This window comes from Arthrobacter sp. H35-D1, from assembly GCF_030063185.1.
Taxonomy (GTDB): domain Bacteria; phylum Actinomycetota; class Actinomycetes; order Actinomycetales; family Micrococcaceae; genus Specibacter.
In genome coordinates this window covers 324,856-349,778 of record NZ_JASISP010000003.1, presented here as the reverse complement: position 1 = coordinate 349,778, position 24,923 = coordinate 324,856, and the positions used below count along the sequence as shown (strand labels likewise).

36 protein-coding genes and 1 pseudogene are annotated in these 24,923 nt (G+C 60.3%); 2 read left to right on the top strand and 35 right to left on the bottom strand.

Annotated features, from left to right (window positions below; translation table 11 throughout):
- Positions 1–507: pseudogene (locus QMG25_RS06810) on the bottom strand (helix-turn-helix domain-containing protein); the annotation flags it as partial.
- 183 nt (positions 508–690) lie between these two features.
- Here QMG25_RS06810 and mscL point away from each other — a divergent pair.
- Positions 691–1,098 (top strand): large conductance mechanosensitive channel protein MscL, encoded by a 408-nt coding sequence (mscL, locus tag QMG25_RS06805; protein ID WP_283458534.1) that lies wholly within the window; start codon positions 691–693, stop codon positions 1,096–1,098.
- Positions 1,099–1,159: 61 nt separating this feature from the next.
- Here mscL and glmM read toward each other — a convergent pair whose 3' ends face one another.
- From glmM to rpsJ, 34 genes are all read right to left on the bottom strand, one after another.
- Positions 1,160–2,506, bottom strand: a complete 1,347-nt coding sequence (glmM, locus tag QMG25_RS06800) for a phosphoglucosamine mutase (RefSeq protein ID WP_283458532.1) — start codon at positions 2,504–2,506, stop codon at positions 1,160–1,162.
- Between the two features lie 381 nt (positions 2,507–2,887).
- Positions 2,888–3,403, bottom strand: coding sequence for a 30S ribosomal protein S9 (gene rpsI / locus QMG25_RS06795; protein WP_283458530.1), 516 nt, complete (start codon positions 3,401–3,403; stop codon positions 2,888–2,890).
- A gap of 37 nt (positions 3,404–3,440) precedes the next feature.
- Positions 3,441–3,884 carry a 50S ribosomal protein L13 gene (gene rplM, locus QMG25_RS06790; RefSeq protein ID WP_283458529.1) on the bottom strand — a complete coding sequence of 148 codons (444 nt, stop codon included), beginning with the start codon at positions 3,882–3,884 and terminating at the stop codon, positions 3,441–3,443.
- Between the two features lie 225 nt (positions 3,885–4,109).
- Positions 4,110–5,018: a tRNA pseudouridine synthase A gene (locus tag QMG25_RS06785; protein WP_283458528.1), complete on the bottom strand. Its 909-nt coding sequence runs from the start codon at positions 5,016–5,018 to the stop codon at positions 4,110–4,112.
- Positions 5,019–5,155: 137 nt separating this feature from the next.
- A complete protein-coding gene (rplQ, locus tag QMG25_RS06780; RefSeq protein ID WP_283458526.1) occupies positions 5,156–5,671 on the bottom strand; it encodes a 50S ribosomal protein L17 in 516 nt (171 codons plus the stop codon).
- Positions 5,672–5,753: 82 nt separating this feature from the next.
- Positions 5,754–6,764: a DNA-directed RNA polymerase subunit alpha gene (locus QMG25_RS06775; protein WP_283458524.1), complete on the bottom strand. Its 1,011-nt coding sequence runs from the start codon at positions 6,762–6,764 to the stop codon at positions 5,754–5,756.
- Between the two features lie 133 nt (positions 6,765–6,897).
- A complete protein-coding gene (gene rpsK, locus QMG25_RS06770) occupies positions 6,898–7,299 on the bottom strand; it encodes a 30S ribosomal protein S11 (RefSeq protein ID WP_038464649.1) in 402 nt (133 codons plus the stop codon).
- A gap of 105 nt (positions 7,300–7,404) precedes the next feature.
- Positions 7,405–7,782, bottom strand: a complete 378-nt coding sequence (gene rpsM, locus QMG25_RS06765; RefSeq protein ID WP_283458522.1) for a 30S ribosomal protein S13 — start codon at positions 7,780–7,782, stop codon at positions 7,405–7,407.
- 189 nt (positions 7,783–7,971) lie between these two features.
- Positions 7,972–8,085, bottom strand: a complete 114-nt coding sequence (gene rpmJ, locus QMG25_RS06760; protein ID WP_011775570.1) for a 50S ribosomal protein L36 — start codon at positions 8,083–8,085, stop codon at positions 7,972–7,974.
- Between the two features lie 29 nt (positions 8,086–8,114).
- The gene (gene infA / locus QMG25_RS06755; protein ID WP_207343633.1) at positions 8,115–8,336 is read right to left on the bottom strand and encodes a translation initiation factor IF-1; all 222 of its coding nucleotides are present in this window, start codon (positions 8,334–8,336) and stop codon (positions 8,115–8,117) included.
- Between the two features lie 198 nt (positions 8,337–8,534).
- Complete coding sequence (locus QMG25_RS06750) at positions 8,535–9,506, bottom strand: P1 family peptidase (protein ID WP_283458493.1); 972 nt, start codon at positions 9,504–9,506, stop codon at positions 8,535–8,537.
- A gap of 220 nt (positions 9,507–9,726) precedes the next feature.
- The gene (gene map / locus QMG25_RS06745; protein WP_283458491.1) at positions 9,727–10,563 is read right to left on the bottom strand and encodes a type I methionyl aminopeptidase; all 837 of its coding nucleotides are present in this window, start codon (positions 10,561–10,563) and stop codon (positions 9,727–9,729) included.
- A gap of 114 nt (positions 10,564–10,677) precedes the next feature.
- Entirely contained in the window at positions 10,678–11,247 is a 570-nt protein-coding gene (locus tag QMG25_RS06740) for an adenylate kinase (protein WP_283458563.1), read from the bottom strand.
- A gap of 5 nt (positions 11,248–11,252) precedes the next feature.
- Complete coding sequence (gene secY / locus QMG25_RS06735; protein ID WP_283458489.1) at positions 11,253–12,578, bottom strand: preprotein translocase subunit SecY; 1,326 nt, start codon at positions 12,576–12,578, stop codon at positions 11,253–11,255.
- A 222-nt stretch (positions 12,579–12,800) separates the two neighbouring features.
- Complete coding sequence (gene rplO, locus QMG25_RS06730) at positions 12,801–13,280, bottom strand: 50S ribosomal protein L15 (RefSeq protein WP_283458487.1); 480 nt, start codon at positions 13,278–13,280, stop codon at positions 12,801–12,803.
- A 1-nt stretch (position 13,281) separates the two neighbouring features.
- The gene (gene rpmD, locus QMG25_RS06725) at positions 13,282–13,494 is read right to left on the bottom strand and encodes a 50S ribosomal protein L30 (RefSeq protein ID WP_283458485.1); all 213 of its coding nucleotides are present in this window, start codon (positions 13,492–13,494) and stop codon (positions 13,282–13,284) included.
- The gene (gene rpsE / locus QMG25_RS06720; RefSeq protein WP_283458482.1) at positions 13,494–14,177 is read right to left on the bottom strand and encodes a 30S ribosomal protein S5; all 684 of its coding nucleotides are present in this window, start codon (positions 14,175–14,177) and stop codon (positions 13,494–13,496) included. Before rpsE ends, rpmD begins: the two co-directional genes overlap by 1 nt.
- Before the next feature lie 26 nt (positions 14,178–14,203).
- The gene (gene rplR, locus QMG25_RS06715) at positions 14,204–14,575 is read right to left on the bottom strand and encodes a 50S ribosomal protein L18 (RefSeq protein WP_283458479.1); all 372 of its coding nucleotides are present in this window, start codon (positions 14,573–14,575) and stop codon (positions 14,204–14,206) included.
- Between the two features lie 2 nt (positions 14,576–14,577).
- The gene (gene rplF / locus QMG25_RS06710; RefSeq protein ID WP_283458477.1) at positions 14,578–15,114 is read right to left on the bottom strand and encodes a 50S ribosomal protein L6; all 537 of its coding nucleotides are present in this window, start codon (positions 15,112–15,114) and stop codon (positions 14,578–14,580) included.
- Positions 15,115–15,136: 22 nt separating this feature from the next.
- Positions 15,137–15,535, bottom strand: a complete 399-nt coding sequence (gene rpsH / locus QMG25_RS06705; protein WP_283458475.1) for a 30S ribosomal protein S8 — start codon at positions 15,533–15,535, stop codon at positions 15,137–15,139.
- 103 nt (positions 15,536–15,638) lie between these two features.
- On the bottom strand, positions 15,639–16,223 hold the full coding sequence (rplE, locus tag QMG25_RS06700) for a 50S ribosomal protein L5 (RefSeq protein WP_283458473.1): 585 nt from the start codon (positions 16,221–16,223) through the stop codon (positions 15,639–15,641).
- Positions 16,220–16,582, bottom strand: a complete 363-nt coding sequence (gene rplX / locus QMG25_RS06695) for a 50S ribosomal protein L24 (protein WP_283458470.1) — start codon at positions 16,580–16,582, stop codon at positions 16,220–16,222. Before rplX ends, rplE begins: the two co-directional genes overlap by 4 nt.
- Positions 16,583–16,585: 3 nt before the next feature.
- Positions 16,586–16,954 carry a 50S ribosomal protein L14 gene (gene rplN / locus QMG25_RS06690; RefSeq protein WP_283458468.1) on the bottom strand — a complete coding sequence of 123 codons (369 nt, stop codon included), beginning with the start codon at positions 16,952–16,954 and terminating at the stop codon, positions 16,586–16,588.
- Positions 16,955–17,649: 695 nt separating this feature from the next.
- On the bottom strand, positions 17,650–17,880 hold the full coding sequence (gene rpsQ, locus QMG25_RS06685) for a 30S ribosomal protein S17 (RefSeq protein WP_283458561.1): 231 nt from the start codon (positions 17,878–17,880) through the stop codon (positions 17,650–17,652).
- A 62-nt stretch (positions 17,881–17,942) separates the two neighbouring features.
- On the bottom strand, positions 17,943–18,266 hold the full coding sequence (rpmC, locus tag QMG25_RS06680; protein ID WP_203312230.1) for a 50S ribosomal protein L29: 324 nt from the start codon (positions 18,264–18,266) through the stop codon (positions 17,943–17,945).
- Between the two features lie 2 nt (positions 18,267–18,268).
- Positions 18,269–18,685 carry a 50S ribosomal protein L16 gene (rplP, locus tag QMG25_RS06675; protein WP_283458465.1) on the bottom strand — a complete coding sequence of 139 codons (417 nt, stop codon included), beginning with the start codon at positions 18,683–18,685 and terminating at the stop codon, positions 18,269–18,271.
- The gene (gene rpsC, locus QMG25_RS06670) at positions 18,686–19,534 is read right to left on the bottom strand and encodes a 30S ribosomal protein S3 (protein WP_283458463.1); all 849 of its coding nucleotides are present in this window, start codon (positions 19,532–19,534) and stop codon (positions 18,686–18,688) included.
- Positions 19,535–19,900 carry a 50S ribosomal protein L22 gene (gene rplV / locus QMG25_RS06665; protein WP_283458461.1) on the bottom strand — a complete coding sequence of 122 codons (366 nt, stop codon included), beginning with the start codon at positions 19,898–19,900 and terminating at the stop codon, positions 19,535–19,537. It lies immediately after the preceding gene.
- 39 nt (positions 19,901–19,939) lie between these two features.
- The gene (gene rpsS / locus QMG25_RS06660) at positions 19,940–20,221 is read right to left on the bottom strand and encodes a 30S ribosomal protein S19 (protein WP_019481497.1); all 282 of its coding nucleotides are present in this window, start codon (positions 20,219–20,221) and stop codon (positions 19,940–19,942) included.
- Between the two features lie 12 nt (positions 20,222–20,233).
- Positions 20,234–21,073: a 50S ribosomal protein L2 gene (gene rplB / locus QMG25_RS06655; RefSeq protein WP_283458456.1), complete on the bottom strand. Its 840-nt coding sequence runs from the start codon at positions 21,071–21,073 to the stop codon at positions 20,234–20,236.
- A 30-nt stretch (positions 21,074–21,103) separates the two neighbouring features.
- On the bottom strand, positions 21,104–21,409 hold the full coding sequence (gene rplW, locus QMG25_RS06650) for a 50S ribosomal protein L23 (RefSeq protein ID WP_283458455.1): 306 nt from the start codon (positions 21,407–21,409) through the stop codon (positions 21,104–21,106).
- Entirely contained in the window at positions 21,406–22,233 is an 828-nt protein-coding gene (gene rplD / locus QMG25_RS06645) for a 50S ribosomal protein L4, sunset domain variant (RefSeq protein WP_283458452.1), read from the bottom strand. Before rplD ends, rplW begins: the two co-directional genes overlap by 4 nt.
- Before the next feature lie 4 nt (positions 22,234–22,237).
- Positions 22,238–22,888, bottom strand: a complete 651-nt coding sequence (rplC, locus tag QMG25_RS06640) for a 50S ribosomal protein L3 (RefSeq protein WP_283458450.1) — start codon at positions 22,886–22,888, stop codon at positions 22,238–22,240.
- A gap of 17 nt (positions 22,889–22,905) precedes the next feature.
- Complete coding sequence (gene rpsJ, locus QMG25_RS06635; RefSeq protein ID WP_038464699.1) at positions 22,906–23,214, bottom strand: 30S ribosomal protein S10; 309 nt, start codon at positions 23,212–23,214, stop codon at positions 22,906–22,908.
- 417 nt (positions 23,215–23,631) lie between these two features.
- On the opposite strand from rpsJ, the gene QMG25_RS06630 reads away from it, so the two are divergent.
- Positions 23,632–24,921 (top strand): MFS transporter, encoded by a 1,290-nt coding sequence (locus QMG25_RS06630; protein ID WP_283458435.1) that lies wholly within the window; start codon positions 23,632–23,634, stop codon positions 24,919–24,921.
- Positions 24,922–24,923 lie beyond the last annotated feature (2 nt).

The window sequence follows — 24,923 nt, the reverse complement described above, 5'->3', positions numbered from 1 at the left end:
GGAGCTGGAAGATCACGCACTTGCGTCCGCCGGTGAGCACGTACTCTGTGGCGTCCAATTGCCAGCAGGCATTCGGGGCAGGGTAGACAAACCTGCGGTGCGCGGCGCGGGGCTTCTTCTTCGGTTCTTGCTTACCACGCCCCGCTCCCGGAAGATCCGTGCCAGGGACGCCTCGGACGGGGCATCCATTCCCAAGGCCACCATTTTGTCGCGGACGCTGATCGGGCCGTGGTCCAGCCCGGAGGACTCTAGCGCGGCGCGCACTTTTACCGCTTCGTCTTTGCGGTCCTCAGAGACTTGGGTGGGCGAGGTCTTCGGCCGGCGAGAGCGTGGCTCCAGGGCTGCAGCCTGGCCTTCACCACGGGCCCTGGCCTTGATCTTATAGAACGTCTTGCGGCTGATCTCATGCTCAGCGCAGAACGTGGTAACGGCACCGCGTGGGGCATCATCGGGCCACTGGGCGATAGCGAGGCGGACACGGGGATCGACAGGCTCATTGTTATTCACCCATCATTCTTTGCCACCAGCACCGGACGGCCAAACCCCAGTAACGCCGGCGAGAAGTGTCACCACCAAGAACCGCCATTGTGTCACCGATGTGTTGAGGGAGAACTGTCACCGATGTCCTGCGAGATAACAATATATTAATGAGTTAGTGTGATACGGCCCTTAATGGGGTACTTTGAGGACATGCTAAAGGGATTCAAGGATTTCATAATGAAGGGCAACGTCGTTGACCTTGCCGTAGCCGTTGTCATTGGTGCAGCTTTCGGGGCAGTCATAAACTCCCTGGTGGCAAACATCATCATGCCGCTCATCGCGGCCTTGACTAATGCCCCCAACTTCGACAGCTTTGCGCTCCTGACCATCAATGGTGTTGACATCAAGTTCGGCGTTTTTATCACCGCGCTTGTTAACTTCATCATTATTGCCGCCGCTATTTACTTCATCGTGGTGGTACCCATGAACCACGTGATAGCGCGGCGCAATGCAAAGCTTGGCATCAAGGAGGCCGAGCCTGCTGTTGACCCGCAGATCGAATTGCTCACCGAAATCCGCGATGCGCTGACCTCCGCACCCCAAGGTGGCCAGCACTAGCCCACCCTACGAAGAAAGGCGGCAACCCACAGGGTTGCCGCCTTTCAAGTTTAAGAATTCCTTAGAGCGCCAACTCTGTTCTGACCACTGCCACAAGATCGCCGCAAATGCGTTCGGCCGTTTCAACATCCGCCGCTTCCACCATGACACGGACAAGCGCTTCTGTCCCCGAAGGACGCAACAGCACCCGGCCGGTGTCACCCAGCTCAGCCTCTGCCTTGGCGACGGCTGCGTTGATGGCCGGCACGGAGGAGGCCCGGTTCTTGTCCACGTTCTGCACGTTGACCATGACCTGGGGCAGCTTGGTCATAACTCCTGCCAGTTCCTTGAGCGTCTTGCCTGTCTTGGCCACCTGGGCTGCGAGCTGCAGGCCCGTGAGCAAACCGTCGCCTGTTGTGGCGTACTTGGAGAAAATCACGTGCCCTGACTGCTCCCCGCCCAGGGTGTAGTTCCCGCGGCGCATCTCTTCAAGCACGTAGCGGTCCCCCACACCTGTTTCGCGGATGGTGATCCCGGCGCTGCGCAGGGCAATCTTCAAGCCGAGGTTGCTCATGACTGTGGCCACCAGGACATCGTCCTTCAGCTCGCCGGCGGCCTTCTGCGCCAGGGCGAGAACGGCCATGATCTGGTCACCGTCAATGACAGTCCCCTCATGGTCCACGGCCAGGCAGCGGTCGGCGTCGCCGTCGTGGGCAATGCCCAGGTCCGAGCCCGTGGCAAGCACCGTTTCCTGCAACAATTCAAGGTGGGTGGAGCCCACTCCGTCATTGATGTTCAATCCATCCGGGTCCGCGCCGATGACGGTGATCTGGGCACCTGCGTTGGTAAAGACTTGGGGCGAACAGCCGCTGGCCGCCCCATGTGCACAGTCGAGGACAATCTTTAGCCCGTCAAGTCGGTGCGGCAGGGTGCCCAACAGGTGGACAACATAACGGTCCTCGGCGTCGGCGAAGCGCTGGATGCGGCCCACGTCCACGCCGACAGGACGGAATGCACTGTGTTCCAGCTGTGCCTCAATGGCATCCTCCACCTCATCGGGAAGCTTAGTTCCGCCCCGAGCAAAGAACTTGATGCCATTGTCAGGAGCAGGATTGTGGGAGGCGGAGATCATCACGCCAAAGTCCGCGCCCAAGTCCGCGATCAGGAAAGCCGCAGCCGGAGTGGGCAGCACCCCGGCGTCGTACACGTCGACACCTGCACTGGCCAAGCCTGCCTCCACGGCAGCAGCGATGAACTCTCCGCTGGCGCGGGGGTCGCGGGCAATGACGGCCCGTGGCCGCTTTCCCTCGCTCATCTGTTCGTGACCAAGTACCACCGCAGCGGCTTGGGCGAGCGAGAGAGCCAATTCAGCCGTCAGCAGGCCATTGGCCAAACCGCGGACACCGTCTGTTCCAAATAATCTTGACATCAGCTTCAGTCTAAATCATGGAACCGAGAAAATTGGCGACATCAGCCCATACCGTGCCGCACATCCCATTCGCCAGCCCGCCGCGAGACCCGCGAACCGCCCCAGCCAGACATGGCCGCGTCTCGCCCGCGAGGCCGCTGGCGCCCTGCATCGGTCTCGCGGGCGAGGCGCCGGCATGCGGCTGAGGATGGGTCTCGAGCGTCCGCAGCACCCTGAAGCGGGTGAAAGGAATTTAGCGCTTGTGGAGCCAAGCGCCAATTCCAGCACCCGTGCCGTCCACAAAAGATTTAGCGCTTGTGGAGCCAAGCGCTAATTTCAGCGCCGGGACCCAAAAAATCCCCGGTCGCACAGCGACCGGGGATTTTTGTGGGAGCGCTGAATTTAGCGCTTGGAGTACTGCGAAGCCTTGCGAGCCTTCTTGAGACCGGCCTTCTTGCGCTCGATGACGCGAGCGTCACGAGTCAGGAAGCCTGCCTTCTTCAGGATCGCGCGGTTGTTCTCCTCGTCGATCTCGTTCAAGGAACGAGCAACGCCGAGACGCAATGCGCCGGCCTGGCCCGAAGGCCCGCCACCGTGGATGCGAGCCAATACGTCGTAGGCGCCCTCAAGGTCGAGGACCGTGAACGGGTCGTTGACTTCCTGCTGGTGCAGCTTGTTCGGGAAGTAGTCGGACAACTCGCGGCCGTTGACAACCCACTTGCCGGTGCCGGGAACCACGCGGACGCGGGCGATTGCCTGCTTGCGACGGCCAACTGCTGCGCCGGCCACGGTCAGTGCCGGACGTTCCTTCTTGGGTGCTGCATCAGATGCAGCGGTGCTTTCGCTGGTGTAGCTGGTCAAAACTTCTTCCTCGGCCACAACGGCCTCGGTGTTCAGCTCTTCAGTGTTCTGAGCCACGATTCTCCTTGGTTAATGATTTAGGTGGTGGCCAGGACTACTGGGCGACCTGGGTAATTTCGAAAGTCTGGGGCTGCTGCGCACCGTGGGGGTGCTCTGCGCCGCGGTAGACCTTCAGCTTGCTGATCTGGGAATTGCCAAGCTTGGTCTTGGGGAGCATGCCGGCCACGGCCTTCTCCACTGCACGAACCGGGTTTTTCTCCAACAGTTCGGCATAGTTCATACTGGACAGACCGCCCGGGAAACCCGAGTGGCGGTATGCACGCTTCTGTTCGAGCTTGGCGCCGGTCAGGGCAACCTTCTCGGCGTTGATGATGATGACGAAATCGCCCATGTCCATATGGGGAGCGAAGGTCGGCTTGTGCTTTCCACGCAGCAGTGTTGCGGTCTGGCTGGCAAGACGGCCCAAGACAACGTCATTGGCATCGATGATGTGCCACTGACGGTTGATATCGCCGGGCTTCGGGGTATACGTACGCACGGTTTTTGCCTTCGTTTCTTGTTCTAGGTGGTGTCACAGATGGTTGACACCTGCTATCTATGCGTTTACCGGAACAGAGGTGAGGGCTCCAACACCAGTCATCCTTACACTTCCCGAAAACGCCCGCTCAGTGGTAGTCCTGCAACCGGACCTGCAACGGGCGCGTGGTATCGAGATAGGACACGCACAACGACTACCAACAATAACGTTAATATGCGCCCCGGGTCAAAGTGGGGCTCCGGCGGCCACTGCAGGCACCCTGCGCGCCCGGGTTAGGGAGGCTCGTTCCCTGAGATCGTCCGCGTGCGGGTAACTGACTTCTTCGAAGACCAGCGGATGGGCTCCTGCCAGCACGGACTTGGCGTCCCTGACCCCCGCAAGCTGGCGTTCACGCATCCAATGCGGCCCTTCCATGCCCGTGCCCACACGCAGCGCGGCGCCTGTCAAGGCACGCACCATGTTGTGGCAGAACGCATCGGCCTGGATATTGATATTAATCACACCATCAGTCAACCGGGTGAAGTCGAAATGTTGCAGAGTCCGGATGGTTGTCGTTCGCTCCCGAGGTTTGGCAAAGGCCCTGAAGTCCCCCAACCCGAGCAGCTCGGCTGCCCCGGCATTCATGCGGTCCACATCGAGATCCTCGTTGAACCACAATGTTTGGGCACGCTGCAACGGATCGCGTGCCTTGGATCCGTCGGCGATCCGATAACTGTAGCGGCGCCACAGTGCCGAGAACCGGGCGTCGAATCCTGGTGGCGCCGCAGACACCCCCAGTACTTGCACGACGCCGGTCAAGTCCCCGAGCACCCGACCCAGCGCACCGTTGATCCTGCGCTGCAGGGCAAGTGAAGGGTCGACGGCGTGGCCCGCCTTGAGTCCTTCCCACTCCTCCCGTGTGAGGTCAACATGGGCGACCTGGCCGCGGGCGTGCACACCTGCGTCAGTGCGCCCTGCCACGGTCAGTCTTGCCGTCCGACGCAGGAACATCGCCAGCGACTCCTCCAGCGCTCCCTGGACGGTCAAGCGACCCGGTTGCACGGCCCACCCGCTGAAGGGCCCGCCGTCGTACGCGATGTCCAGGCGCACCCGCACAAGGCCTAGCTCTTCTGGGGAAGGATGGGGGGTTTGCATGGACCAATTCTACCGGCGCGCCCGCGCAGACTCGAACTGCGCTGCACCAGGCGGAGTTGGCCCAATGCAGAATGACCCGCCATCCCCAACGGGACGACGGGTCATTCTTTGCCAATACTCAAGCGAAAGCTTGTGAATTACTTGGTTTCTTCAGCAGCTGCTTCTTCACCTTCGGCCGGGGCTTCGGCAGCCACAACCTCGGTCTCGACAACTTCTTCGCTCGGTGCTTCTTCAACCGGAGCAGCCTTGGCGGCGGCAGCGGTTGCTTCCTTCACGACGGCCTGCTTGGCGCTGACCGGTTCCAGAACGAGCTCGATGACGGCCATGGGGGCGTTGTCGCCCTTGCGGTTGCCGATCTTGGTGATGCGGGTGTAGCCGCCGTCGCGGTTCTCCACAGCCTTGGCGATGTCGGTGAACAGCTCGTGGACAATGCCCTTGTCGCTGATCAGGCCGAGAACGCGGCGGCGTGATGAGAGGTCCCCACGCTTGGCGAAAGTTACCAGTCGCTCTGCGTAGGGGCTCAGGCGCTTGGCCTTGGTCAAGGTGGTGGTGATCCGCTTGTGCTCAAACAGAGCGGCGGAAAGGTTCGCGAGCATCAAGCGCTCGTGAGCCGCTCCGCCTCCGAGGCGGGGACCCTTTGCGGGTGTAGGCATGGTGTTTCTCCTATAGTGTCAGCCGCACCGTGGCGAACACGTCTAGGTGTCCTCCCGGCCGGCTAAAATTTTGTTGTTCGGATTAGAGCTCGTCGTCGCTGTACGCGTCGTCGTTCTCATCGAGGGCTGCGGCATGGGCGGCCAGATCAAATCCTGGAGGGGAATCCTTCAGCGACAGACCGAGCTCAACCAGCTTTGCCTTGACCTCGTCGATGGACTTCGCACCAAAGTTGCGGATGTCCATCAGGTCAGCCTCGGAGCGAGCAACGAGTTCACCCACGGAGTGGATGCCCTCACGCTTGAGGCAGTTGTAGGAACGAACCGTCAGGTCCAGGTCCTCGATCGGCAGGGCCATGTCTGCGGCAAGAGCAGCATCCGTCGGGGACGGGCCAATCTCAATGCCCTCAGCCGCGGTGTTGAGCTCGCGGGCCAATCCGAACAGTTCAACCAGCGTGGTTCCGGCAGAGGCAATGGCATCCCGCGGAGAGATGGCCTGCTTGGTCTCTACATCAACAATCAGCTTGTCAAAGTCAGTGCGCTGTTCAACACGGGTGGCTTCCACGCGGAAAGTCACCTTCAGAACGGGCGAGTAGATCGAGTCAACCGGAATGCGGCCAATCTCCTGATCCGCGTACTTGTTCTGGGCTGCTGAAACGTAGCCGCGACCGCGCTCGATGGTCAGCTCGAGTTCGAACTTGCCCTTCGAGTTCAGTGTGGCAATGTGCATGTCGGGGTTGTGGAATTCCACACCTGCCGGTGGGGCAATGTCTGCAGCCGTGACGACGCCGGGACCCTGCTTGCGCAGGTAGGCGACGACAGGCTCGTCATGCTCCGAGGACACGGACAGTCCCTTGATGTTCAGGATGATCTCGGTGACATCTTCCTTGACACCGGGAACAGTGGTGAACTCATGCAGCACACCATCGAGGCGAATGCTGGTGACAGCAGCGCCTGGGATGGAGGACAACAGGGTCCGACGCAGTGAATTTCCCAAGGTGTATCCGAAGCCGGGCTCCAGCGGTTCGATAACGAACCGTGAGCGATTCTCGGAAACTACTTCTTCAGATAGGGTGGGGCGCTGTGCAATGAGCACTGGGTTTTCCTTTCAGCGAGCATCCGCTATATGACGCAACACAGGTAGTGGAAATGACGGCTGACGAAAGCTGCGGGCGGCGCAGTTGGCCCTCACCAAGGGTGAGGGCCAACTGCGCAGCTCTTTTGTCTCGTTAGACGCGACGGCGCTTGGGCGGGCGGCAGCCGTTATGTGCGCTGGGGGTGACATCCGAGATGGAGCCAACTTCAAGGCCAGCAGCCTGCAGTGAACGGATAGCCGTTTCGCGGCCCGAACCCGGACCCTTGACGAAAACGTCAACCTTGCGAAGGCCATGCTCCTGTGCGCGCTTGGCAGCTGCTTCAGCAGCCATCTGTGCAGCGTAAGGAGTTGACTTGCGCGAGCCCTTGAAGCCAACTTCACCGGCGGATGCCCATGAGATGACAGCACCGTTGGGATCCGTGATGGAAACAATGGTGTTGTTGAAGGTGCTCTTGATGTGGGCTTGGCCCAACGCAATATTCTTTTTATCCTTGCGACGCGGCTTACGAACCGCTCCACGAGTCTTTGGGGGCATTTTATTCTCCTACGAAAGTTTAATGAGGTGACGGCATGGTTTCAACCACGCTTGCCAGCACGCGAAAAACGGCTTCAGCAGTTTTCCCATGCTGGTCGGCGGGACCTACTTGCCGGCCTTCTTCTTGCCTGCGACGGTACGCTTCGGGCCCTTGCGGGTGCGTGCGTTGGTCTTCGTGCGCTGGCCATGCACGGGCATGCCGCGACGGTGGCGGATACCCTGGTAGCTGCCGATTTCAACCTTGCGGCGAATATCAGCGGCTACTTCGCGTCGAAGGTCACCCTCAACCTTGTAGTTGCCCTCGATGTTGTCACGCAACTGAACGAGTTCAGCGTCAGAAAGGTCCTTCACGCGGACGTCCGGGGAGATCCCCGTGTCGGCCAGGACCTTCTTCGCGCTGGTCTTGCCCACGCCGTAGATGTATGTAAGCGCTACTTCCAGCCGCTTTTCGCGGGGAAGGTCTACGCCAGCGAGACGTGCCATATTTGGCTGCTCCTTGTGTATACCGGAGGTCGTAGACAGTACACCCGCATGTTTGAAAGATGCGGCCCTGGCCTCCGACCAGGGGTCCGTTGACACGGTTGCGGATTGCTCCGCCTTCGTCCAACTTGTGCTGCCTTATTAAATGTACTTACGTGAGCAATTGCCCGGGATTTCCTCGAAAAGAGAAAATTAGCCCTGGCGCTGCTTGTGGCGCGGGTTCTCGCAGATCACCATGACTCGACCGTTACGGCGAATCACCTTGCACTTATCGCAGATCTGCTTGACGCTCGGCTTGACCTTCATGGCGTTCCTTTGCGTGATTGCAGTTGTGGTTACTTGTAGCGGTAGACGATACGACCACGGGTGAGGTCGTAAGGGCTCAGCTCCACCACAACTCGGTCCTCAGGAAGGATACGAATGTAGTGCTGGCGCATTTTTCCTGAGATATGGGCAAGAACGATGTGCTTGTTGCTCAGCTCAACGCGAAACATCGCGTTGGGCAGTGCTTCAGTCACAACGCCCTCGATCTCAATGACCCCGTCTTTCTTGGCCATATCCTCCGCTAACTTTGTTGCGCCGACATAGGCAGTCCCGAAGGGAACTGGTTTCAGATCGACGTTCGATTTGCTACTGATTATTGTTCGTCCGCACGCACTCAGCGAGAATGGCATGACACCAAGCCTGCTGCGCACCCCACAGAATAGCAGGCACAGACAACCAACAACCTACTCTAGTGCAATCTTGCCGTTAAGTTAAATTGACTCGTGCGGCGCACCCATGGCAAACGGGCGCAGGGTACCTGCCGGAGTCTCCACTTCGGAGGCTTGTGCCACGCCGTCGAGGATGGCCAAGCGCACTGCTTCGGCGGCCGCACTTTGAAGTTCAATGAGCGCTGCCAGGGCAACTTTGGGATTGGACACCAGCGTGTCCGCGCAGGTGGAGAGGGCGAAGATGGTGTCGCCGTCGGCCAGGGTGTGGACAGGGTTCAGTGCCCTGGCCATTCCGGCATGGGCGGCCGTGGCCGTGCGCTTGGCTTCTGCCACGGTCAGTGTGGCATTGCTTGCCACCACTGCCAGGGTGGTGTTCAAGCCCTCCCCCGCCACCGTCGCAGGGGCGCCCGGCTGCCACGGGATGCCGGCGGCATTGACCACGGCAAGGGCACCCACCACAATGTGCGAGTTTTCGCCGCTGAGGCGCACGGATGCGCTGCCCAGACCACCCTTGAATCGGCCTGCCCCGATGGCGGCTCCAGTCCCTGCCCCAACATTTCCGCGTACGACGTCGGCCCCGGCAGCCGAGCCTGCAGCGTCAAGTGCCGCTTCGTAGCCCATATCCGCTGACGGCCGGGCCGAAAAGTCGCCGCCGCGACCGAGGTCAAAGATCGCCGCCGCCGGCACTATGGGCACCACCCCGCCCGGAACGGCAAAACCGCGACCGTTCTCCTCGCACCAGCGCTGGACGCCGCCCGCTGCTGCGAGGCCGAAGGCGCTGCCGCCTGTCAGGACCACGGCATCCACGGTGGCGACCAGGGTGGTGGGGTCCAGCGCATCCGTCTCATGGGTGCCCGGTCCACCTCCGCGAACGTCCACGGAACCGATGCTGCCGGGGGGAGGCAAAACGACACTCACGCCGGTAAGCCAGCCGGCGGAGGCCCGTTGGGCCTGTCCCACCCGAATACCCGGCACATCCGTAATGGATCCGTTGCGTACTGCGCCCTCGATCATGTCCCACTCCTGCGTGCCTTGTCCGGGTGTCGCGGTCTTGTGTCCACCCTATCCGGCATATCCGGCAGGTGGATGGGCGGTGGATGGGCCCACGCGCCCGAGGGGCCCCAATGGGGTACGCGCCAGCGGACGCCATTGGGGAGGAGCTGGGTGGGCCCACGCGCCCGAGGGGCCCCAATGGGGTACGCGCCAGCGGACGCCATTGGGGAGGGCGTGGGGACTAATCCAGCGCGACGGGTGTGACGCCCCACGGCGCTAGCCGCTCCGCGCCGCCGTCGTCCGCGGTCAGTACCCAAATGCCCTTCGCGTGCACGGCGACGGAGTGCTCCCAGTGGGCGGCACGGGCCTTGTCTGCGGTGACAACTGTCCAGTCGTCCTGCAGGGTGACCGTCTCCATCCCCCCGCGAACCAGCATGGGCTCCAATGCCAGGCACATGCCCGGCTTGAGCTTGGGGCCGCGGTGCTTGGAGGAGAAGTTCAGCACATCCGGGGGCATGTGCATGGCCGAGCCGATGCCGTGCCCAACATAGTCTTCCAGGATACCCAGCTCCGGACCCGGCTGCGAGGTGACGTAGTCGTCGATGGCATCTCCGATGTCACCAACATACTTGGCACCGGCCATGGCTGCGATACCGCGCCACATGCTTTCTTCGGTGATGTCGGAAAGGCGACGGTCAGCAGGATCTTCGTCGTCGGGTCCGCCAACAATGACACTGCGGGCGGAGTCCGAATGCCAGCCTTCAACGATGGCTCCACCATCGATCGAGAGAAGGTCGCCCGCCTTCAGGACGCGGGGCCCGGGTATACCGTGGACAACTTCCTCATTCACGGAGGTGCAGATGGAGGCAGGGAAGTCGTAGTAGCCAAGGAAGTTGGAGGTGGCGCCTGCCTTCTTCAGCTCGGCCGCGAAGATCGCGTCCAACTCCCCCGTCGTGGTGCCCGGAACAGCCGCCGCGATAGTGGTCTTCAGTGCGGCGTCAAGAATGAGCCCGCTGCGGCGCATGATGCGCATTTGGTCGATGGTCTTGTACTCAATTCTTTGCTGGCCAAACGCCATGAAAGAATCCTTTCGCTAAGAAAATGTGGAAGGGCTCCTCCCCCGTACTGCGGGAAGGAGCCCTCCTTCACAACGGGGCACCTGTGCGGCACCCCTTGAAAATACTTTGCCTGTTTAGGCGGTTTTGACCTGCTTGATGGCTTCCATGATGCGTGCAGCCACGTCGTCCATTTCACCCAAACCGTCGACCTTGGCCAGAATGCCTCGCTCCGCATAGCGGGACACCACAACTTCAGTCTGTTCACGGTACAGGTCCAGACGGTGCCGGATGACGTCTTCGGTGTCATCGCTGCGCCCGGTTTCCAAGGCCCGCCCCAACAACCGTTTGACGAGTTCCTCGTCGGCGGCAGTGAGCTGAACAACAACGTCAAGGCTTACCTCGGCAGAGGCAAGAATGACGTCCAGTTCATCAACCTGCGGGGAGGTGCGCGGGTACCCGTCCAGCAGGAACCCTTCGGCCACGTCGCTTTGCGCAAGACGATCGCGAACCATTCGATTGGTGACGCTGTCCGGCACGAAGTCGCCGTTGTCCATGTACTTCTTGGCTTCCAGGCCCAAGGGAGTCTCGCCCTTGACGTTGGCTCGGAAGATGTCACCGGTGGAGATGGCAACAATGCCAAGTTCCCCACAGATTCGTTCCGCCTGTGTGCCCTTGCCCGACCCGGGAGGTCCAATGATCAGCATTCTTGTCATCGCAATAATCCTTCGTAGTGGCGCTGCTGGAGCTGCGCATCAATCTGCTTCACCGTCTCCAAGCCCACGCCCACCACAATCAGGATCGAGGTACCACCGAACGGGAAGTTTTGGTTTGCCCCAACCAGGACAAGTGCAATGAGGGGGATCAATGCCACAAAGCCCAAGTAGAGCGCGCCTGGCAGCGTGATACGTGAAATTACGTACTGCAGGTAGTCCTGGGTGGGTCGGCCGGCACGGATGCCGGGGATGAACCCGCCGTACTTCTTCATGTTGTCGGAGACCTCTTCAGGGTTGAAGGTGATCGCGACGTAGAAGTAGGTGAAACCAACGGTCAACAGGAAGTACAGCAGCATGTAGATCGGGTGATCGCCACGGGTGAGGTAGTTGTTGATCCATTCAATCCAAACGGGGACGTCGGAGCCATCCGTCGGTGTTGCGAACTGGGAGATCAGTGCCGGCAGGTACAGCATCGACGAGGCGAAGATGACGGGGATAACACCGGCCATGTTGACCTTGATGGGAATGTAGGTGCTGGTGCCGCCCATGGTGCGGCGCCCAACCATGCGCTTGGCATACTGAACTGGAATGCGGCGCTGTGACTGTTCCACAAAGACAACCAGACCAACCACCAACAGGCCAACGACCATCACGATCAGGAACGTGCCCCAGCCCTGGGTCTTCAGGATGGCGCCAAGGGCGGTGGGGAACTGTGCCGCAATGGCAACGAAGATCAGCAGGGACATGCCGTTGCCGACACCCTTTTCCGTAACGAGCTCACCCATCCACATGATCAAGCCTGAGCCTGCCGTCAAGGTGATAATCAGCAACAGGATGGTGATGAGGTTGTCGTTGGGGATCAGGGCCCCAGGCGAGCCTGCAGCACCACATCCGGCAAACAGCTGCCCGGAGCGTGCGAGAGTCACCAGCGTGGTGGCGTTGAGCAGGCCCAAAGCAATGGTGAGGTAACGCGTGTACTGGGTGAGCTGGCCCTGGCCCTGAGCCCCTTCGAGGTGAAGTTCCTGGAAGCGGGGGATCACGACGCGCAGCAGCTGAACAATGATGCTCGCGGTGATATACGGCATGATTCCCAAAGCAAAGATGGAAACCTGAAGCAAGGCGCCGCCGCTGAACAGGTTCACAAGCTGGTAGATACCCTGGCTTGTGTCAGCAGCATTCACGCACTGTTGGACATTTCGGTAATCAATTCCAGGCGATGGGATGAAGGCACCCATGCGGAAGATGGCAATAATTCCCAGCGTGAACAACAACTTGCGTCGCAGATCAGGCGTGCGAAAGGCGCGGCCAAATGCGGTAAGCAAGCGTCCTCCTGATGTGTAGTAAGGGTGGTGACTTCGCAACTGAAGCCCAAGGAAAGAGTCTAATGGGTGATCTAGCTCGCATTGAAACTGTGACAGTCCAACAAGGCCGAGAGACACCGTCTACGCAGCGCTGCTCCGATAAAACGAAAGACCCCTGGTGAGCGGAACATGAGCTCCGCCCACCAAGAGTCTAGTCGCTAGATGTGCGCATTTGTGAACTTTTTACAGTTCGGTGGTGGTTCCACCTGCAGCAGTGATCTTCTGAACCGCGCTGGTGGAGAATGCGTCGGCGGCAATATCAACCTTGACGGTGATGTCGCCGGTGCCGAGCACCTTCACGGGCTGGTTCTTGCGAACGGCGCCCTTTTCAACCAGTGCATCGATGGTGACAGTGCCACCTTCGGGGAAGAGCTCGTTCAGCTTGTCCAGGTTTACAACCTGGAACTCGACGCGGAACGGGTTCTTGAAGCCACGCAGCTTCGGCAGACGCATGTGCAGCGGCAGCTGGCCGCCGGCAAAGCCAGCCTTGACCTGGTAACGAGCCTTGGTACCCTTGGTACCGCGACCGGCGGTCTTGCCCTTGGAACCCTCACCACGGCCAACACGGGTTTTAGCCGTCTTGGAACCGGGTGCGGGGCGCAGGTGGTGGACCTTGAGCGCATTCTGCTTTTCAGCAGTTTCTACAGTCTTCTCAGTAGCCACTTTACTTAGCCTCCTCGACCTTGATCAGGTGCGGAACCGTGTTGATCATGCCAACAGTCACTGCATCTGCGACACGGACGGCAGAGTCGCCGATGTGCTTCAGGCCCAGTGAGCGAAGGCAATCCTTCTGGTTCTGCTTGACGCCGATGACGCCCTTGGTCTGCGTGATTTCAAGCTTCTTCTCAGAAACCTGAATGTTCTTCGGTGTAGTCATTACAGCCCTGCCTTTTGCATATTGCGCAACAGCACGGCCGGAGCGACCTCGTCCAAAGGCAGACCACGGCGAGCCGCAACAGCCTTCGGATCTTCCAGGCTCCTGAGTGCCTCAACGGTTGCGTGAACAATGTTGATGGCGTTGGAAGAACCCAGTGACTTGGACAGCACGTCATGGATGCCAACGCATTCCAGGATGGCGCGAACCGGACCACCGGCAATAACTCCGGTACCAGCCGCAGCCGGACGCAACAGGACGACGCCGGCAGCAGCTTCACCCTGGACGCGGTGCGGAATGGTCTTGCCAATTAGGGGGACGCGGAACATCGTCTTTTTGGCTTCTTCAACACCCTTGGCGATTGCGGCCGGAACTTCCTTGGCCTTGCCGTAGCCAACGCCAACCAGGCCGTTGCCGTCGCCGACGATGACGAGAGCGGTGAAGCTGAAGCGACGACCACCCTTGACAACCTTGGCTACACGGTTGATGTTGACGACGCGCTCGATGAACTGGCTCTTCTCAGCCTCGCGTCCACCATCGCGACCACCGCGGCCACGGCCACCGTCGCGACCGCCTTCGCGGCCCCCACGAGCACCGTCACGACCGCCACGGCCACGGGCGTTATCGGCGCCTGCTGCTGTCTCGGTCTTTGCGGGTGCACCGTCAGCTGCAGTTGCTTCTGACACAGTGTTCTCCTTGTTAGTGTTCTCGGTCACAGTGCCAGACCGCCTTCACGTGCGCCATCAGCAATTGCTGCAACACGGCCGTGGTAGCGGTTGCCGCCACGGTCGAAAACAACAGCTTCGATGCCTGCAGCCTTGGCGCGCTCTGCAACAAGCTCGCCAACGCGCTTGGCTTTGGCGGTCTTGTCACCGTCAAATGCGCGCAGGTCTGCTTCCAGCGTCGATGCCGACGCCAGGGTCAGGCCCTGGGTGTCATCGATGACCTGCACAAATACGTGGCGGGCCGAGCGGTTGACCACCAGACGCGGACGTACAGTGCTTCCGCTGACGCGCTTGCGAACGCGCAGGTGACGACGGCCGCGTGCTGCGGCCTTGGACTTTCCTCTTACGGACAGTGCCATGGTTACTTACCAGCCTTTCCGACCTTGCGGCGGATGATTTCGCCGGCGTAGCGTACGCCCTTACCCTTGTACGGGTCGGGCTTGCGCAGCTTGCGGATGTTGGCAGCAACTTCGCCCACCTGCTGCTTGTCAATACCTGACACGGAGAGCTTAGTGGGGCTCTCAACTGCCAGTGTGATGCCCTCGGGTGCCTCAACGACAACCGGGTGGCTGAAGCCCAGAGCGAACTCAAGGTTCGCGCCCTTGGCGACTACGCGGTAACCGGTACCAACAATTTCCAGCTTCTTCTCGTAGCCCTTGGTGACACCGATGATCAGGTTGTCAATGAGGGTGCGAGTCAAACCGTGGAGTGAACGCGAGTCGCGCTCATCGTTGGGGCGGGTAACGCTGATGGTGTTCTCTTCGAGAGCAACCGCGATGGGGCTGGCAACAGTGTGCTCCAGCGTTCCCTTCGGGCCCTTGACGGAAACCAGGTTGTCTTCAACCTTGACTTCGACGCCGGCAGGCACGGAGATGGGGAGACGTCCAATACGTGACATTTTTCTTTCCCTTCTCTCTCTACTACCAGACGTAGGCGAGGACTTCCCCACCCACGCCCTTCTTGGCAGCCTGACGGTCGGTCAAAAGACCTGAAGACGTCGACAGGATGGCGACACCCAGCCCACCCAGCACGCTGGGGAGGTTTGTGGACTTGGCGTAAACGCGCAGTCCGGGCTTGGAGATGCGGCGCAGGCCAGCGATTGAACGCTCGCGTGTGGGGCCGTACTTCAAGTCGATGGTCATCTTCTTGCCAACTTCGGCGTCTTCGACCTTCCAGGCAGCAATGTAGCCCTGTGCCTTGAGGATGTCGGCGATATGGCCTTTAAGCTTGCTAAACGGCATGGACACGGTGTCGTGGTGTGCCGAGTTTGCGTTGCGCAGACGAGTAAGCATGTCTGCGACAGGATCTGTCATTGTCATTTGGGCGCTTGCCCTTCCTCGTAACGGTTTCCTTCTCGTAGCGCACTCGCGCCGGCATCAAATGCCGGGGCGCCGCACTCGCAGAACGGACCTTTTACGTAGATTATTTATCTTCGGATTTAAACGGGAAGCCAAGTGCTTTGAGGAACGCACGGCCTTCGTCATCGGTCTTGGCGGTGGTCACGACGGTGATGTCCATGCCGCGGGGGCGGTCAATGGAGTCCTGGTCGATCTCGTGGAACATAACCTGCTCGGTCAAACCGAAGGTGTAGTTGCCGTTGCCATCAAACTGCTTGCCACTAAGGCCGCGGAAGTCGCGGATACGTGGCAGCGCCAGCGTGACCAAACGGTCAAGGAATTCCCACATGCGGTCTCCACGCAAAGTTGCGTGGCAGCCGATCGGCATGCCTTCGCGCAGTTTGAACTGTGCGATCGACTTGCGGGCCTTGGAAACCTGGGGCTTCTGGCCGGTGATGGCTGTGAGGTCGCGAACGGCGCCGTCAATGAGCTTGGAGTCCTTTGCGGCATCTCCAACACCCATGTTGACAACGACCTTGACCAGGCGCGGAACCTGGTTGACGTTCGAGTAGTTGAATTCCTCGATCAGGTTGGCCTTGATTTCCGCTGCGTAGCGGGCCTTCAGGCGGGGTGTGATCTTGGGTGTGTTCTCTGCAACTGCGGCGCTCATGGCAGGTCCTTCCCCGAGGTCTTGGCAACGCGGATACGTACTTGACGCTCACGGCCATCGCGCTCAACGGTGTCGATGCGGTAGCCAACGCGAGTCGGCTTCTTCGTGGACGGGTCCACTACAGCAACGTTGGAGATGTGAATGGGTGCCTCGACGCTCTCAATGCCACCAGTGTTGGTGCCACGTTCGGTCTGTCCGGCCTTGGTGTGCTTGGTGACACGGTTTACGCCCTCAACCAACACGCGGTTGGTTTCGTTGTTAACCATCAGGACCTTGCCCTGCTTGCCACGGTCGCCGCCACGTTCAGCCTTGGCGCCTGTGATGACCTGAACCAGGTCACCCTTTTTGATCTTTGCCATAAGTTACAGCACCTCCGGAGCCAACGAGATGATCTTCATGAATTTCTTGTCACGAAGTTCACGGCCAACCGGGCCGAAGATACGGGTACCGCGGGGGTCCCCGTCAGCCTTGAGAATGACAGCTGCATTCTCATCAAACTTGATGTAGGAACCATCCGCACGGCGGCGTTCCTTCTTGGTGCGAACGATGACAGCCCTAACGACGTCACCCTTCTTTACGTTACCGCCGGGAATTGCATCCTTGACGGTGGCGACAATGGTGTCGCCAATGCCTGCGTAGCGGCGTCCGGATCCACCGAGAACGCGGATGGTCAAGATTTCCTTGGCCCCCGTGTTGTCGGCGATCTTAAGCCGCGACTCCTGCTGAATCACTAGTATCTCCTGTTCGTCGCGCCGGTTCTTGGCCATAAATCAGCTATGGACAAGCCTTGCGGAACGTATTGTTCGGGATGTCTCTCGACGTGCCTGGATTTTGCCAAAACACGCCTAAACGCTTCATGCCAACCGCACTTTCCAATCCCGCCCAGTGCATGAATAACACGGGGCAGACGGCAGTTTGTAGTGGCACGAGACATTTACGAGGAAATTGTGCACCACTGCCTCCACCGAAAACGGCGGCACAGAAAAGGCGCAGCAATAGACAATCCTAGCACGACGCCGGAACCTATCGTTACGCCGTCAGCCCACCCAGGGCGTTGCCTTCCCCACGGCGCCGCGGCAACCCATCGACCGACATTGCTGCAGGTATTCTCAAACGCTACCGGTTTAACCGGGTGCAAAACACGAAACCTGCGTCATTCATGCCGGACGAGCCAGGTACGACGGCGGAACCCGCAGTTTCGCCGCCGGCCCACCTAAGCCGTTGCCTTCGCCGCACCACCGTGGTCACGGCTCGTGTTCTCGTAGGCTGAGGCAGGGCCACGCGGCTTTCCGCGACCGGCTGGCCGGCTGGCTGGCTATGGCTAGCGATGGCTGGGCCAGGGGTTAAACGACGCAGGGCCCGCCACCGCGAACGGTGACGGGTCCTGCGTTTTAGTTCACATGCTCAACGCGAAGGTTGAAAATGCTTACTTGGCCTTCTCGATGATCTCCACCAGGCGAAAACGCTTGGTGGCGGACAGCGGGCGGGTCTCGGCGATGAGGACCATGTCGCCGATGCCGGCGCTGTTCTCTTCGTCGTGGGCCTTGACCTTCTTGTTGCGGCGCAGAACCTTGCCGTACAAGGCGTGCTTTACGCGGTCTTCGACCTCGACAACGATGGTTTTGTCCATCTTGTCGGAGACGACGTAGCCGCGCATCTTCTTGCGGTCGCCACGAACCACGGCCGTGGCGCCTTCTTCAGTGTTGTCTACAGAATCGCTCACTTGGCGTCCTCCTCAGATGTTTCAGCCTTCTTGGAGGCCTTCTTGGCTTCCTTGTCAGCCTTCTTGGAGGCCTTCTCCACGGGTGCAGCGGCAACGACGTCCGGGCGAATGCCCAGCTCGCGCTCACGCAGCACTGTGTAGATACGGGCGATGTCGCGCTTTACAACGCGCAAGCGACCGTGGCTTTCCAGCTGGCCGGTGGCTGACTGGAAGCGCAGGTTGAACAGTTCTTCCTTTGCCTTGCGGAGTTCTTCGACAAGACGTGCATTGTCGAACCCGTCAAGCTGTGCAGGGGCAAGTTCCTTGGAACCAACTGACATCTCTACTCACCACCTTCGCGACGCACAATGCGTGCTTTCAACGGCAGCTTGTGGATTGCCAGGCGCAATGCCTCGCGTGCTACCTCTTCTGATACGCCGGAGAGTTCAAAGAGAACACGGCCGGGCTTGACATTCGCGATCCACCACTCGGGCGAACCCTTACCGGAACCCATGCGGGTTTCAGCAGGCTTCTTAGTCAAGGGACGGTCGGGGTAGATGTTGATCCACACCTTGCCGCCACGCTTGATGTGACGAGTCATGGCGATACGAGCGGACTCGATCTGGCGGTTGGTGACGTATGCCGGTGAGAGAGCCTGAATGCCCCACTCACCGAACGAAACCGTGGTGCCGCCGGTAGCCTGACCCGTACGTCCGGGGTGGTGCTGCTTACGGTGCTTTACTCGACGTGGGATAAGCATTTAAGCCTGTCCTCCTTCTACTGCCGGAGCCGCAACCTCTGCAGCTACAGGAGCCTCAGCCGGGGCAGCTGCCTCGGTGCGCTCAGGACGGTCGTTGCGACGACGGTCTCCACCGGCACGGGGACCGCGGGCTCCGCGGTCGTCACCGTCACGGCGGGGGCCGCGGCCACGTGCAGGAGCAGCAGCTGCCTGGGCAGCCAGTTCCTTGCTCGTGACATCGCCCTTGTAGATCCAGACCTTGACACCAATGCGGCCGAACACAGTCTTGGCTTCGAAGAAGCCGTAATCGATGTTGGCACGCAGGGTGTGCAGGGGCACACGACCTTCGCGGTAGAACTCGGTGCGTGACATTTCAGCGCCACCCAAACGACCGGCACAAGCGACACGGATGCCCTTGACGCTGCCAGTGCGCTGTGCGGACTGCATGGCCTTCTTCATCGCGCGGCGGAAGGCCACACGGCTAGTCAGCTGCTCGGCGATGCCCTGGGCAACGAGCTGAGCGTCTGCTTCCGGGTTCTTGACTTCCAGGATGTTGAGCTGAACCTGCTTGCCGGTGAGCTTTTCGAGCTCGCCGCGGATGCGGTCTGCTTCAGCTCCACGGCGGCCGATCACAATTCCGGGACGTGCGGTGTGGATATCCACACGTACACGGTCGCGGGTGCGCTCGATCTCAACCTTGGAAATACCGGCGCGGTCCATGCCCGTGGACATGAGTGCGCGGATCTGGATGTCTTCTTTTACGAAGTCCTTGTAACGCTGTCCGGGCTTGTTGCTGTCCGCGAACCAATGTGAACGGTGGTCCGTGGTGATCCCGAGACGGAACCCGTGCGGGTTTACTTTCTGTCCCACTTAGCGAGCCTCCTCTTTCTCGGGTGTAGCGACAACCACTGTGACGTGGCTTGTACGCTTCTTGATCTGGTATGCACGGCCCTGGGCGCGCGGTTGGAACCGCTTCATCGTGGGGCCATCATCAACGAAGATTTCGCTGATGTACAGATCATTTTCATTGAACGCGACGCTGTCGCGATCTGCCAGAACGCGGGCGTTGGCCACTGCGGACTGGACTACCTTGAATACCGGTTCTGAAGCTGCCTGGGGGGCAAACTTCAAAATCGCCAATGCCTCATTCGCCTGCTTGCCACGAATCAGGTTGACGACGCGCCGGGCCTTCATAGGCGTGACGCGCAGATGACGCGCACTTGCCTTGGCTTCCATTGCTATCTCTCTCTCGTCTTAGCCGTAAAGTCAAGCGCCTTAGCGGCGCTTGCCCTTACGGTCGTCCTTGACATGGCCGCGGAATGTCCGCGTGGCGGCGAATTCGCCGAGCTTGTGCCCGACCATCGACTCGGTAACAAACACGGGGATGTGCTTGCGACCATCGTGTACGGCGATCGTGTGACCCAGCATGTCCGGGATGATCATCGAACGGCGGGACCAGGTCTTGATGACGTTCTTGGTGCCCTTATCGTTTTCCCTAGCTACCTTTACAAAGAGGTGCTGGTCAACGAAGGGACCCTTTTTCAGGCTACGTGGCATGTCTCCAGGCTCCTATCGCTTGTTCTTGCCAGTACGGCGGCGACGAACAATCAGCTTGTCGCTCTCTTTGTTGGGACGGCGGGTGCGGCCTTCGCGCTTACCGTTCGGGTTGACCGGGTGACGTCCACCGGATGTCTTGCCTTCACCACCACCATGCGGGTGATCAACAGGGTTCATGACAACACCGCGGACGGTCGGGCGAACGCCCTTCCAGCGCATGCGGCCAGCCTTGCCCCAGTTGATGTTCGACTGCTCAGCATTTCCAACTTCGCCGACAGTCGCGCGGCAGCGCGCATCAACGTTGCGGATTTCGCCGGAGGGCAGACGCAGCTGGGCGAACTTGCCTTCCTTGGCGACGAGCTGAACCGAAGCGCCAGCGGACCGAGCCATCTTGGCACCTCCGCCGGGACGCAGCTCCACTGCGTGGATAACAGTACCCACGGGGATGTTGCGCAACGGCAGGTTGTTGCCAGGCTTGATGTCGGCAGCCGCGCCGGCTTCGACAAAGTCGCCCTGCTTGAGCTTGTTCGGTGCGATGATGTAACGCTTGGTGCCATCAACATAGTGCAGGAGGGCAATGCGCGCCGTGCGGTTGGGATCGTATTCGATCTCAGCTACGCGGGCGTTGACGCCATCCTTGTCGTGACGACGGAAGTCAATCAGGCGGTACTGGCGCTTGTGGCCACCACCCTTGTGACGAGTCGTGATACGACCAGTGTTATTGCGGCCGCCCTTCTTGGGCAGGGGACGGACCAGAGACTTCTCCGGCGTCGACCGCGTGATTTCTGCGAAGTCGGCAACGCTCGAGCCGCGACGGCCCGGGGTTGTCGGCTTGTATTTACGGATTGCCATAGTTTATTTCCTCGTTAAAGTGGTCTCCGCTTAGGAAAGCGGACCGCCGAAGATGTCGATCGTGCCCTCGCGGAGGGAGACAATTGCGCGCTTGGTGTTCTTGCGCTGTCCCCATCCGAACTTGGTGCGCTTGCGCTTACCGGCACGGTTGATGGTGTTGATCGTGTCGACCTTGACGGAGAAGATTTTCTCCACGGCCAGCTTGATCTCGGTCTTGTTCGAGCGGGGGTCGACCAGGAAGGTGTATTTGCCTTCGTCGATCAAGCCGTAGCTCTTTTCCGAGACGACGGGTGCAAGCACTACGTCGCGCGGATCCTTGATGGTGACGGCGCTCACTTGGCGTCCTCCTCAATGGTCTGGGCAGCTTCGCCGCCGGCGGGAACAAAGCCTGCGGCCTTGGCTTCCTCAACGGTTGCGAACCAAACCTCGGCCGCAGTGGCGTCGTACCAACGTGAACCAGGCACGTGGTACTTCATGGAGTCCTTGTTGCCCTTGATGGTGCCTTCGGCAGCATCGTCGGAACCCGACGCGTCAACAACCAGCAGGCTGGAAGCGAATGCTTCAACACCTGCGCGGCCCGAGATGAAAACCTCGTACGCGGCCTCGGTGAAGACAATGTCGTCAGAAACAAGCACGTCGTAGGTGTTGAGCTGGTCAACGTACAAGACGTGCAGGTCCACGATGTTGCGAACGCTCAGCGCGGTAACATCATTGGCGCGCTCGATGACAACGAGCACGTTCTTGCGCGTGGTCACGGCAGCCAAAGTGGCCTTTGCAGCCTTGGTGGACGGCGTGGTGCCGGCAGCCAATTCAGCAACAACGTGGATCCGGCCGTTGCGTGCCCTGTCGGACAAGGCGCCGCGCAGTGCAGCAGCCTTCATCTTCTTGGGGGTGCGCTGGCTGTAGTCGCGAGGTGTGGGACCGTGGACAACGCCACCGCCGGTCATGTGAGGGGCGCGGATGGAACCCTGACGGGCGCGGCCGGTACCCTTCTGTGCATGCGGCTTGCGGCCTGCACCGGATACTTCGGCGCGGGTCTTGGTCTTGTGGGTACCCTGGCGGGCGGCAGCAAGCTGAGCGACGACAACCTGGTGCAACAGCGGCACGTTGGTCTGTACGTCGAAGATCTCTGCAGGCAGGTCAACCTTTACAGTAGCCATTTACTTATGCTCCCTTCACGGCGGTGCGTACGAGTACGACCGAGCCGCGGGCGCCGGGGACGGCACCCTTGATCAGCAGCAGCGACTTCTCGGCGTCAACACCGTGAACCGTGAGGTTCATGGTGGTTACGCGCTCGGCACCCATACGGCCTGCCATGCGCATACCCTTGAAAACGCGGCCAGGAGTGGACGCGCCACCGATGGAACCGGGCTTGCGGTGGTTCTTGTGTGCACCGTGCGAAGCCGGGGCACCATGGAAGCCGTGACGCTTCATGACACCGGCGAAGCCCTTGCCCTTTGAAGTGCCGACGACGTCGACCTTCTGGCCGGCGTCGAAGATCTCAACTGAGAGCTCCTGGCCGAGGGTGTAGCTGTCGGCGTCTGCTGTGCGCAGTTCGACGACGTGGCGGCGGGGGGTGACACCAGCTTTTTCGAAGTGGCCGGCCAAAGGCTTGGTCACCTTGCGAGGATCGATCCGGCCGTAGCCGATCTGGATCGCTACATAGCCATCCACCTCTGCGTTGCGCAGCTGGGTGATGACATTGGAGTCGGCCTGGACGACGGTTACGGGAACAAGCAAGTTGTTCTCGTCCCAGACCTGGGTCATGCCGAGCTTCGTGCCCAGGATGCCCTTAGTGTTTCGGGTCGCGGTCATAGTTTCTCAGCACCTCCCTACAGTTTGATTTCGATGTTCACGTCAGCCGGCAGGTCGAGACGCATGAGCGAATCAACTGCCTTGGGCGTGGGGTCAATGATGTCGATGAGACGCTTGTGCGTGCGCATTTCAAAGTGCTCGCGGCTGTCTTTGTACTTGTGAGGTGAACGAATTACACAGTAAATGTTCTTCTCGGTGGGCAGCGGCACAGGGCCTACTACCGTTGCGCCTGCGCGCGTGACCGTCTCAACGATCTTCCGAGCTGAAACATCAATAACCTCGTGGTCATATGACTTCAGCCGGATGCGGATTTTTTGTCCCGCCATGGCGTCGTGACTCTCTTTCCTGTAACGAAGCATCCTAAAAGGAGCGATGCTGTTGACGTAAACGCTGTTTACTTTTACCTGTTCAATGTGGCACTCACAGCCACGCTCCCAACGAACTGAATCCGGATATTTCCGGGTTCCTCAATCCGCCGAAGCTCCGACCCCCGCGGTCGGGCGTGTCGTAAATATTTCACGCACGTACCCGCACTAATTGCGAAGGATTGGTTATGTTTGGGCTTTGACTTGGACCCTGCGACGAGCATTATCTCGACCGGGACACGAAAAAGCACTTGAACAACTCAATAAGTATGCCGGATTCTGCGCCAGAGCGCCAATCGGGACTGCCGTGGCGCAGAGCACCGCGAACCCCGCTCGACGCTTCCGCCGCGCCCTTGACGGGCGTGAGATGCTACCCACGTGAGCAAAGTCACCGAGAATGGCGAGATGCCAGCGGTTCCGGACACGCATGGATTGGCAGCCGTCCCCACGCACAGGGTGGGCGGGCGCTGGATCCTGTTCTTTGCGCTGAGCTGGTTTGGCGTCTGGATTGCGCAGCTGACACCCGTGCAACTGCTGCTTCCCTTGCAAGTGGAAAAGTTCCTTCACGCCACGGACTGGGTGCAAAACGTGCTCGGTTTTGGCTACATTTCGGGCATTGCCGGCGCTTTCGCCCTCGTTGCCTACCCCCTCACAGGCGCCCTGTCCGACCGAACCACCTCACGTTTTGGTCGCCGTCGTCCCTGGATCGCGGCAGGCACAGCAGGTTTCGCCCTGTCACTTTTCCTGTTGGGCCTGCAGACGTCCCTGCTGGGGATCGGCATTTGTTGGGTGGCCTCCAGCACGTTCTTCTGCGTCCTCACTGCAGCGCTGACGGCGGCGATTTCCGATCAGGTCCCTGTCAACCAGCGCGGCTACGTTTCGGGCTGGATTTCGGCACCGCAAGCCATCGGCATCATCGCCGGGCTTGTCCTTGTCACGGCGCTGGGATTGAGCACCTTCGGCGGCTATGCCGTCATGGCCGCATTGCTAGTGGTGCTGGGCCTGCCGTTTCTGCTCCTTGTGCACGACGCCGTGCTGCCGCCAGGTGTGGTGCCGCCGCTCACCTTGGGCACCCTGCTGGAAAGTCTGTGGATCAGTCCGCGCCGGTTCCCCGACTTTGGTTGGACGCTGCTTAGCCGCATCCTCGTCAATCTGGGCAATGCCTTTGGCACCAGCTTGCTGTTGTACTTCCTCATGTACGGCCTCGAGGTGCCCGACGCGGAGGGTTCGCTCATCGTGTTGACGCTTGTGTACATGCTGTTTGTGATTGTGGCGTCGCTGTGGCTGGGCAGGCTTTCGGACAGATTGGGTCGCCGCCGGGCCTTCGTGTTCGGCGCTTCGGTGCTGCAGGCCTCCGCCGCCTTGATTCTTGCCTTCGTCCCCACCATGGGTGCCGCCACTGTGGCCGCCGCCCTCCTGGGCTTGGGCTACGGCTGCTTCCTCTCAGTTGATCAGGCGCTGGCCACCGAGGTGCTCCCCGACCAGTTGTCACGCGGCAAGGACCTTGGCATCATGAACATTGCCCTCACGGTGCCGCAGGCTTTCGCCCCCATGCTGGGAGCCTTGCTTGTCAGCGCCGTTGGCGGGTTCACCTTGTTGTTCGTGATTTCCGGTGTGACCGCACTGGCCGGCGCCTTGGCGGTGGCGCAGGTGAAGGGCGTGCGTTAATC

What these genes read in the sequence shown, in the direction of transcription:
- mscL (WP_283458534.1), top strand. Translation starts at nt 691, where the DNA reads ATGCTAAAGGGATTCAAGGATTTCATAATGAAGGGCAACGTCGTTGAC.
- rplC (WP_283458450.1), bottom strand. Translation starts at nt 22,888, where the DNA reads ATGACCGCGACCCGAAACACTAAGGGCATCCTGGGCACGAAGCTCGGC.
- QMG25_RS06740 (WP_283458563.1), bottom strand. Translation starts at nt 11,247, where the DNA reads ATGCTGATCATTGGACCTCCCGGGTCGGGCAAGGGCACACAGGCGGAA.
- QMG25_RS06785 (WP_283458528.1), bottom strand. Translation starts at nt 5,018, where the DNA reads ATGCAAACCCCCCATCCTTCCCCAGAAGAGCTAGGCCTTGTGCGGGTG.
- rpmC (WP_203312230.1), bottom strand. Translation starts at nt 18,266, where the DNA reads ATGTCAGTTGGTTCCAAGGAACTTGCCCCTGCACAGCTTGACGGGTTC.
- rplQ (WP_283458526.1), bottom strand. Translation starts at nt 5,671, where the DNA reads ATGCCTACACCCGCAAAGGGTCCCCGCCTCGGAGGCGGAGCGGCTCAC.
- rpsQ (WP_283458561.1), bottom strand. Translation starts at nt 17,880, where the DNA reads ATGCGCGGCTACGTCGTCTCCGACAAGATGGACAAAACCATCGTTGTC.
- rplD (WP_283458452.1), bottom strand. Translation starts at nt 22,233, where the DNA reads ATGGCTACTGTAAAGGTTGACCTGCCTGCAGAGATCTTCGACGTACAG.
- QMG25_RS06750 (WP_283458493.1), bottom strand. Translation starts at nt 9,506, where the DNA reads ATGATCGAGGGCGCAGTACGCAACGGATCCATTACGGATGTGCCGGGT.
- rpsK (WP_038464649.1), bottom strand. Translation starts at nt 7,299, where the DNA reads ATGCCCCCAAAGACTCGTGGAGCGGTTCGTAAGCCGCGTCGCAAGGAT.
- infA (WP_207343633.1), bottom strand. Translation starts at nt 8,336, where the DNA reads ATGGCCAAGAAAGACGGGGTCATTGAGATCGAGGGCGTTGTGACTGAA.
- rplX (WP_283458470.1), bottom strand. Translation starts at nt 16,582, where the DNA reads ATGGCAAAGATCAAAAAGGGTGACCTGGTTCAGGTCATCACAGGCGCC.
- rpsS (WP_019481497.1), bottom strand. Translation starts at nt 20,221, where the DNA reads ATGCCACGTAGCCTGAAAAAGGGTCCCTTCGTTGACCAGCACCTCTTT.
- rpsM (WP_283458522.1), bottom strand. Translation starts at nt 7,782, where the DNA reads ATGGCACGTCTCGCTGGCGTAGACCTTCCCCGCGAAAAGCGGCTGGAA.
- rplV (WP_283458461.1), bottom strand. Translation starts at nt 19,900, where the DNA reads ATGGAAGCCAAGGCAAGTGCGCGTCATCTGCGCGTCACGCCTATGAAG.
- rplP (WP_283458465.1), bottom strand. Translation starts at nt 18,685, where the DNA reads ATGCTTATCCCACGTCGAGTAAAGCACCGTAAGCAGCACCACCCCGGA.
- rplR (WP_283458479.1), bottom strand. Translation starts at nt 14,575, where the DNA reads ATGGCACTGTCCGTAAGAGGAAAGTCCAAGGCCGCAGCACGCGGCCGT.
- rpmJ (WP_011775570.1), bottom strand. Translation starts at nt 8,085, where the DNA reads ATGAAGGTCAAGCCGAGCGTCAAGCAGATCTGCGATAAGTGCAAGGTG.
- rplB (WP_283458456.1), bottom strand. Translation starts at nt 21,073, where the DNA reads ATGGCAATCCGTAAATACAAGCCGACAACCCCGGGCCGTCGCGGCTCG.
- rplE (WP_283458473.1), bottom strand. Translation starts at nt 16,223, where the DNA reads ATGAGCGCCGCAGTTGCAGAGAACACACCCAAGATCACACCCCGCCTG.
- rplF (WP_283458477.1), bottom strand. Translation starts at nt 15,114, where the DNA reads ATGTCACGTATTGGACGTCTCCCCATCTCCGTGCCTGCCGGCGTCGAA.
- rpmD (WP_283458485.1), bottom strand. Translation starts at nt 13,494, where the DNA reads ATGACTACACCGAAGAACATTCAGGTTTCTGAGAAGAAGCTTGAAATC.
- map (WP_283458491.1), bottom strand. Translation starts at nt 10,563, where the DNA reads ATGGCGTTTGGCCAGCAAAGAATTGAGTACAAGACCATCGACCAAATG.
- rpsJ (WP_038464699.1), bottom strand. Translation starts at nt 23,214, where the DNA reads ATGGCGGGACAAAAAATCCGCATCCGGCTGAAGTCATATGACCACGAG.
- rpsH (WP_283458475.1), bottom strand. Translation starts at nt 15,535, where the DNA reads ATGACAATGACAGATCCTGTCGCAGACATGCTTACTCGTCTGCGCAAC.
- glmM (WP_283458532.1), bottom strand. Translation starts at nt 2,506, where the DNA reads ATGTCAAGATTATTTGGAACAGACGGTGTCCGCGGTTTGGCCAATGGC.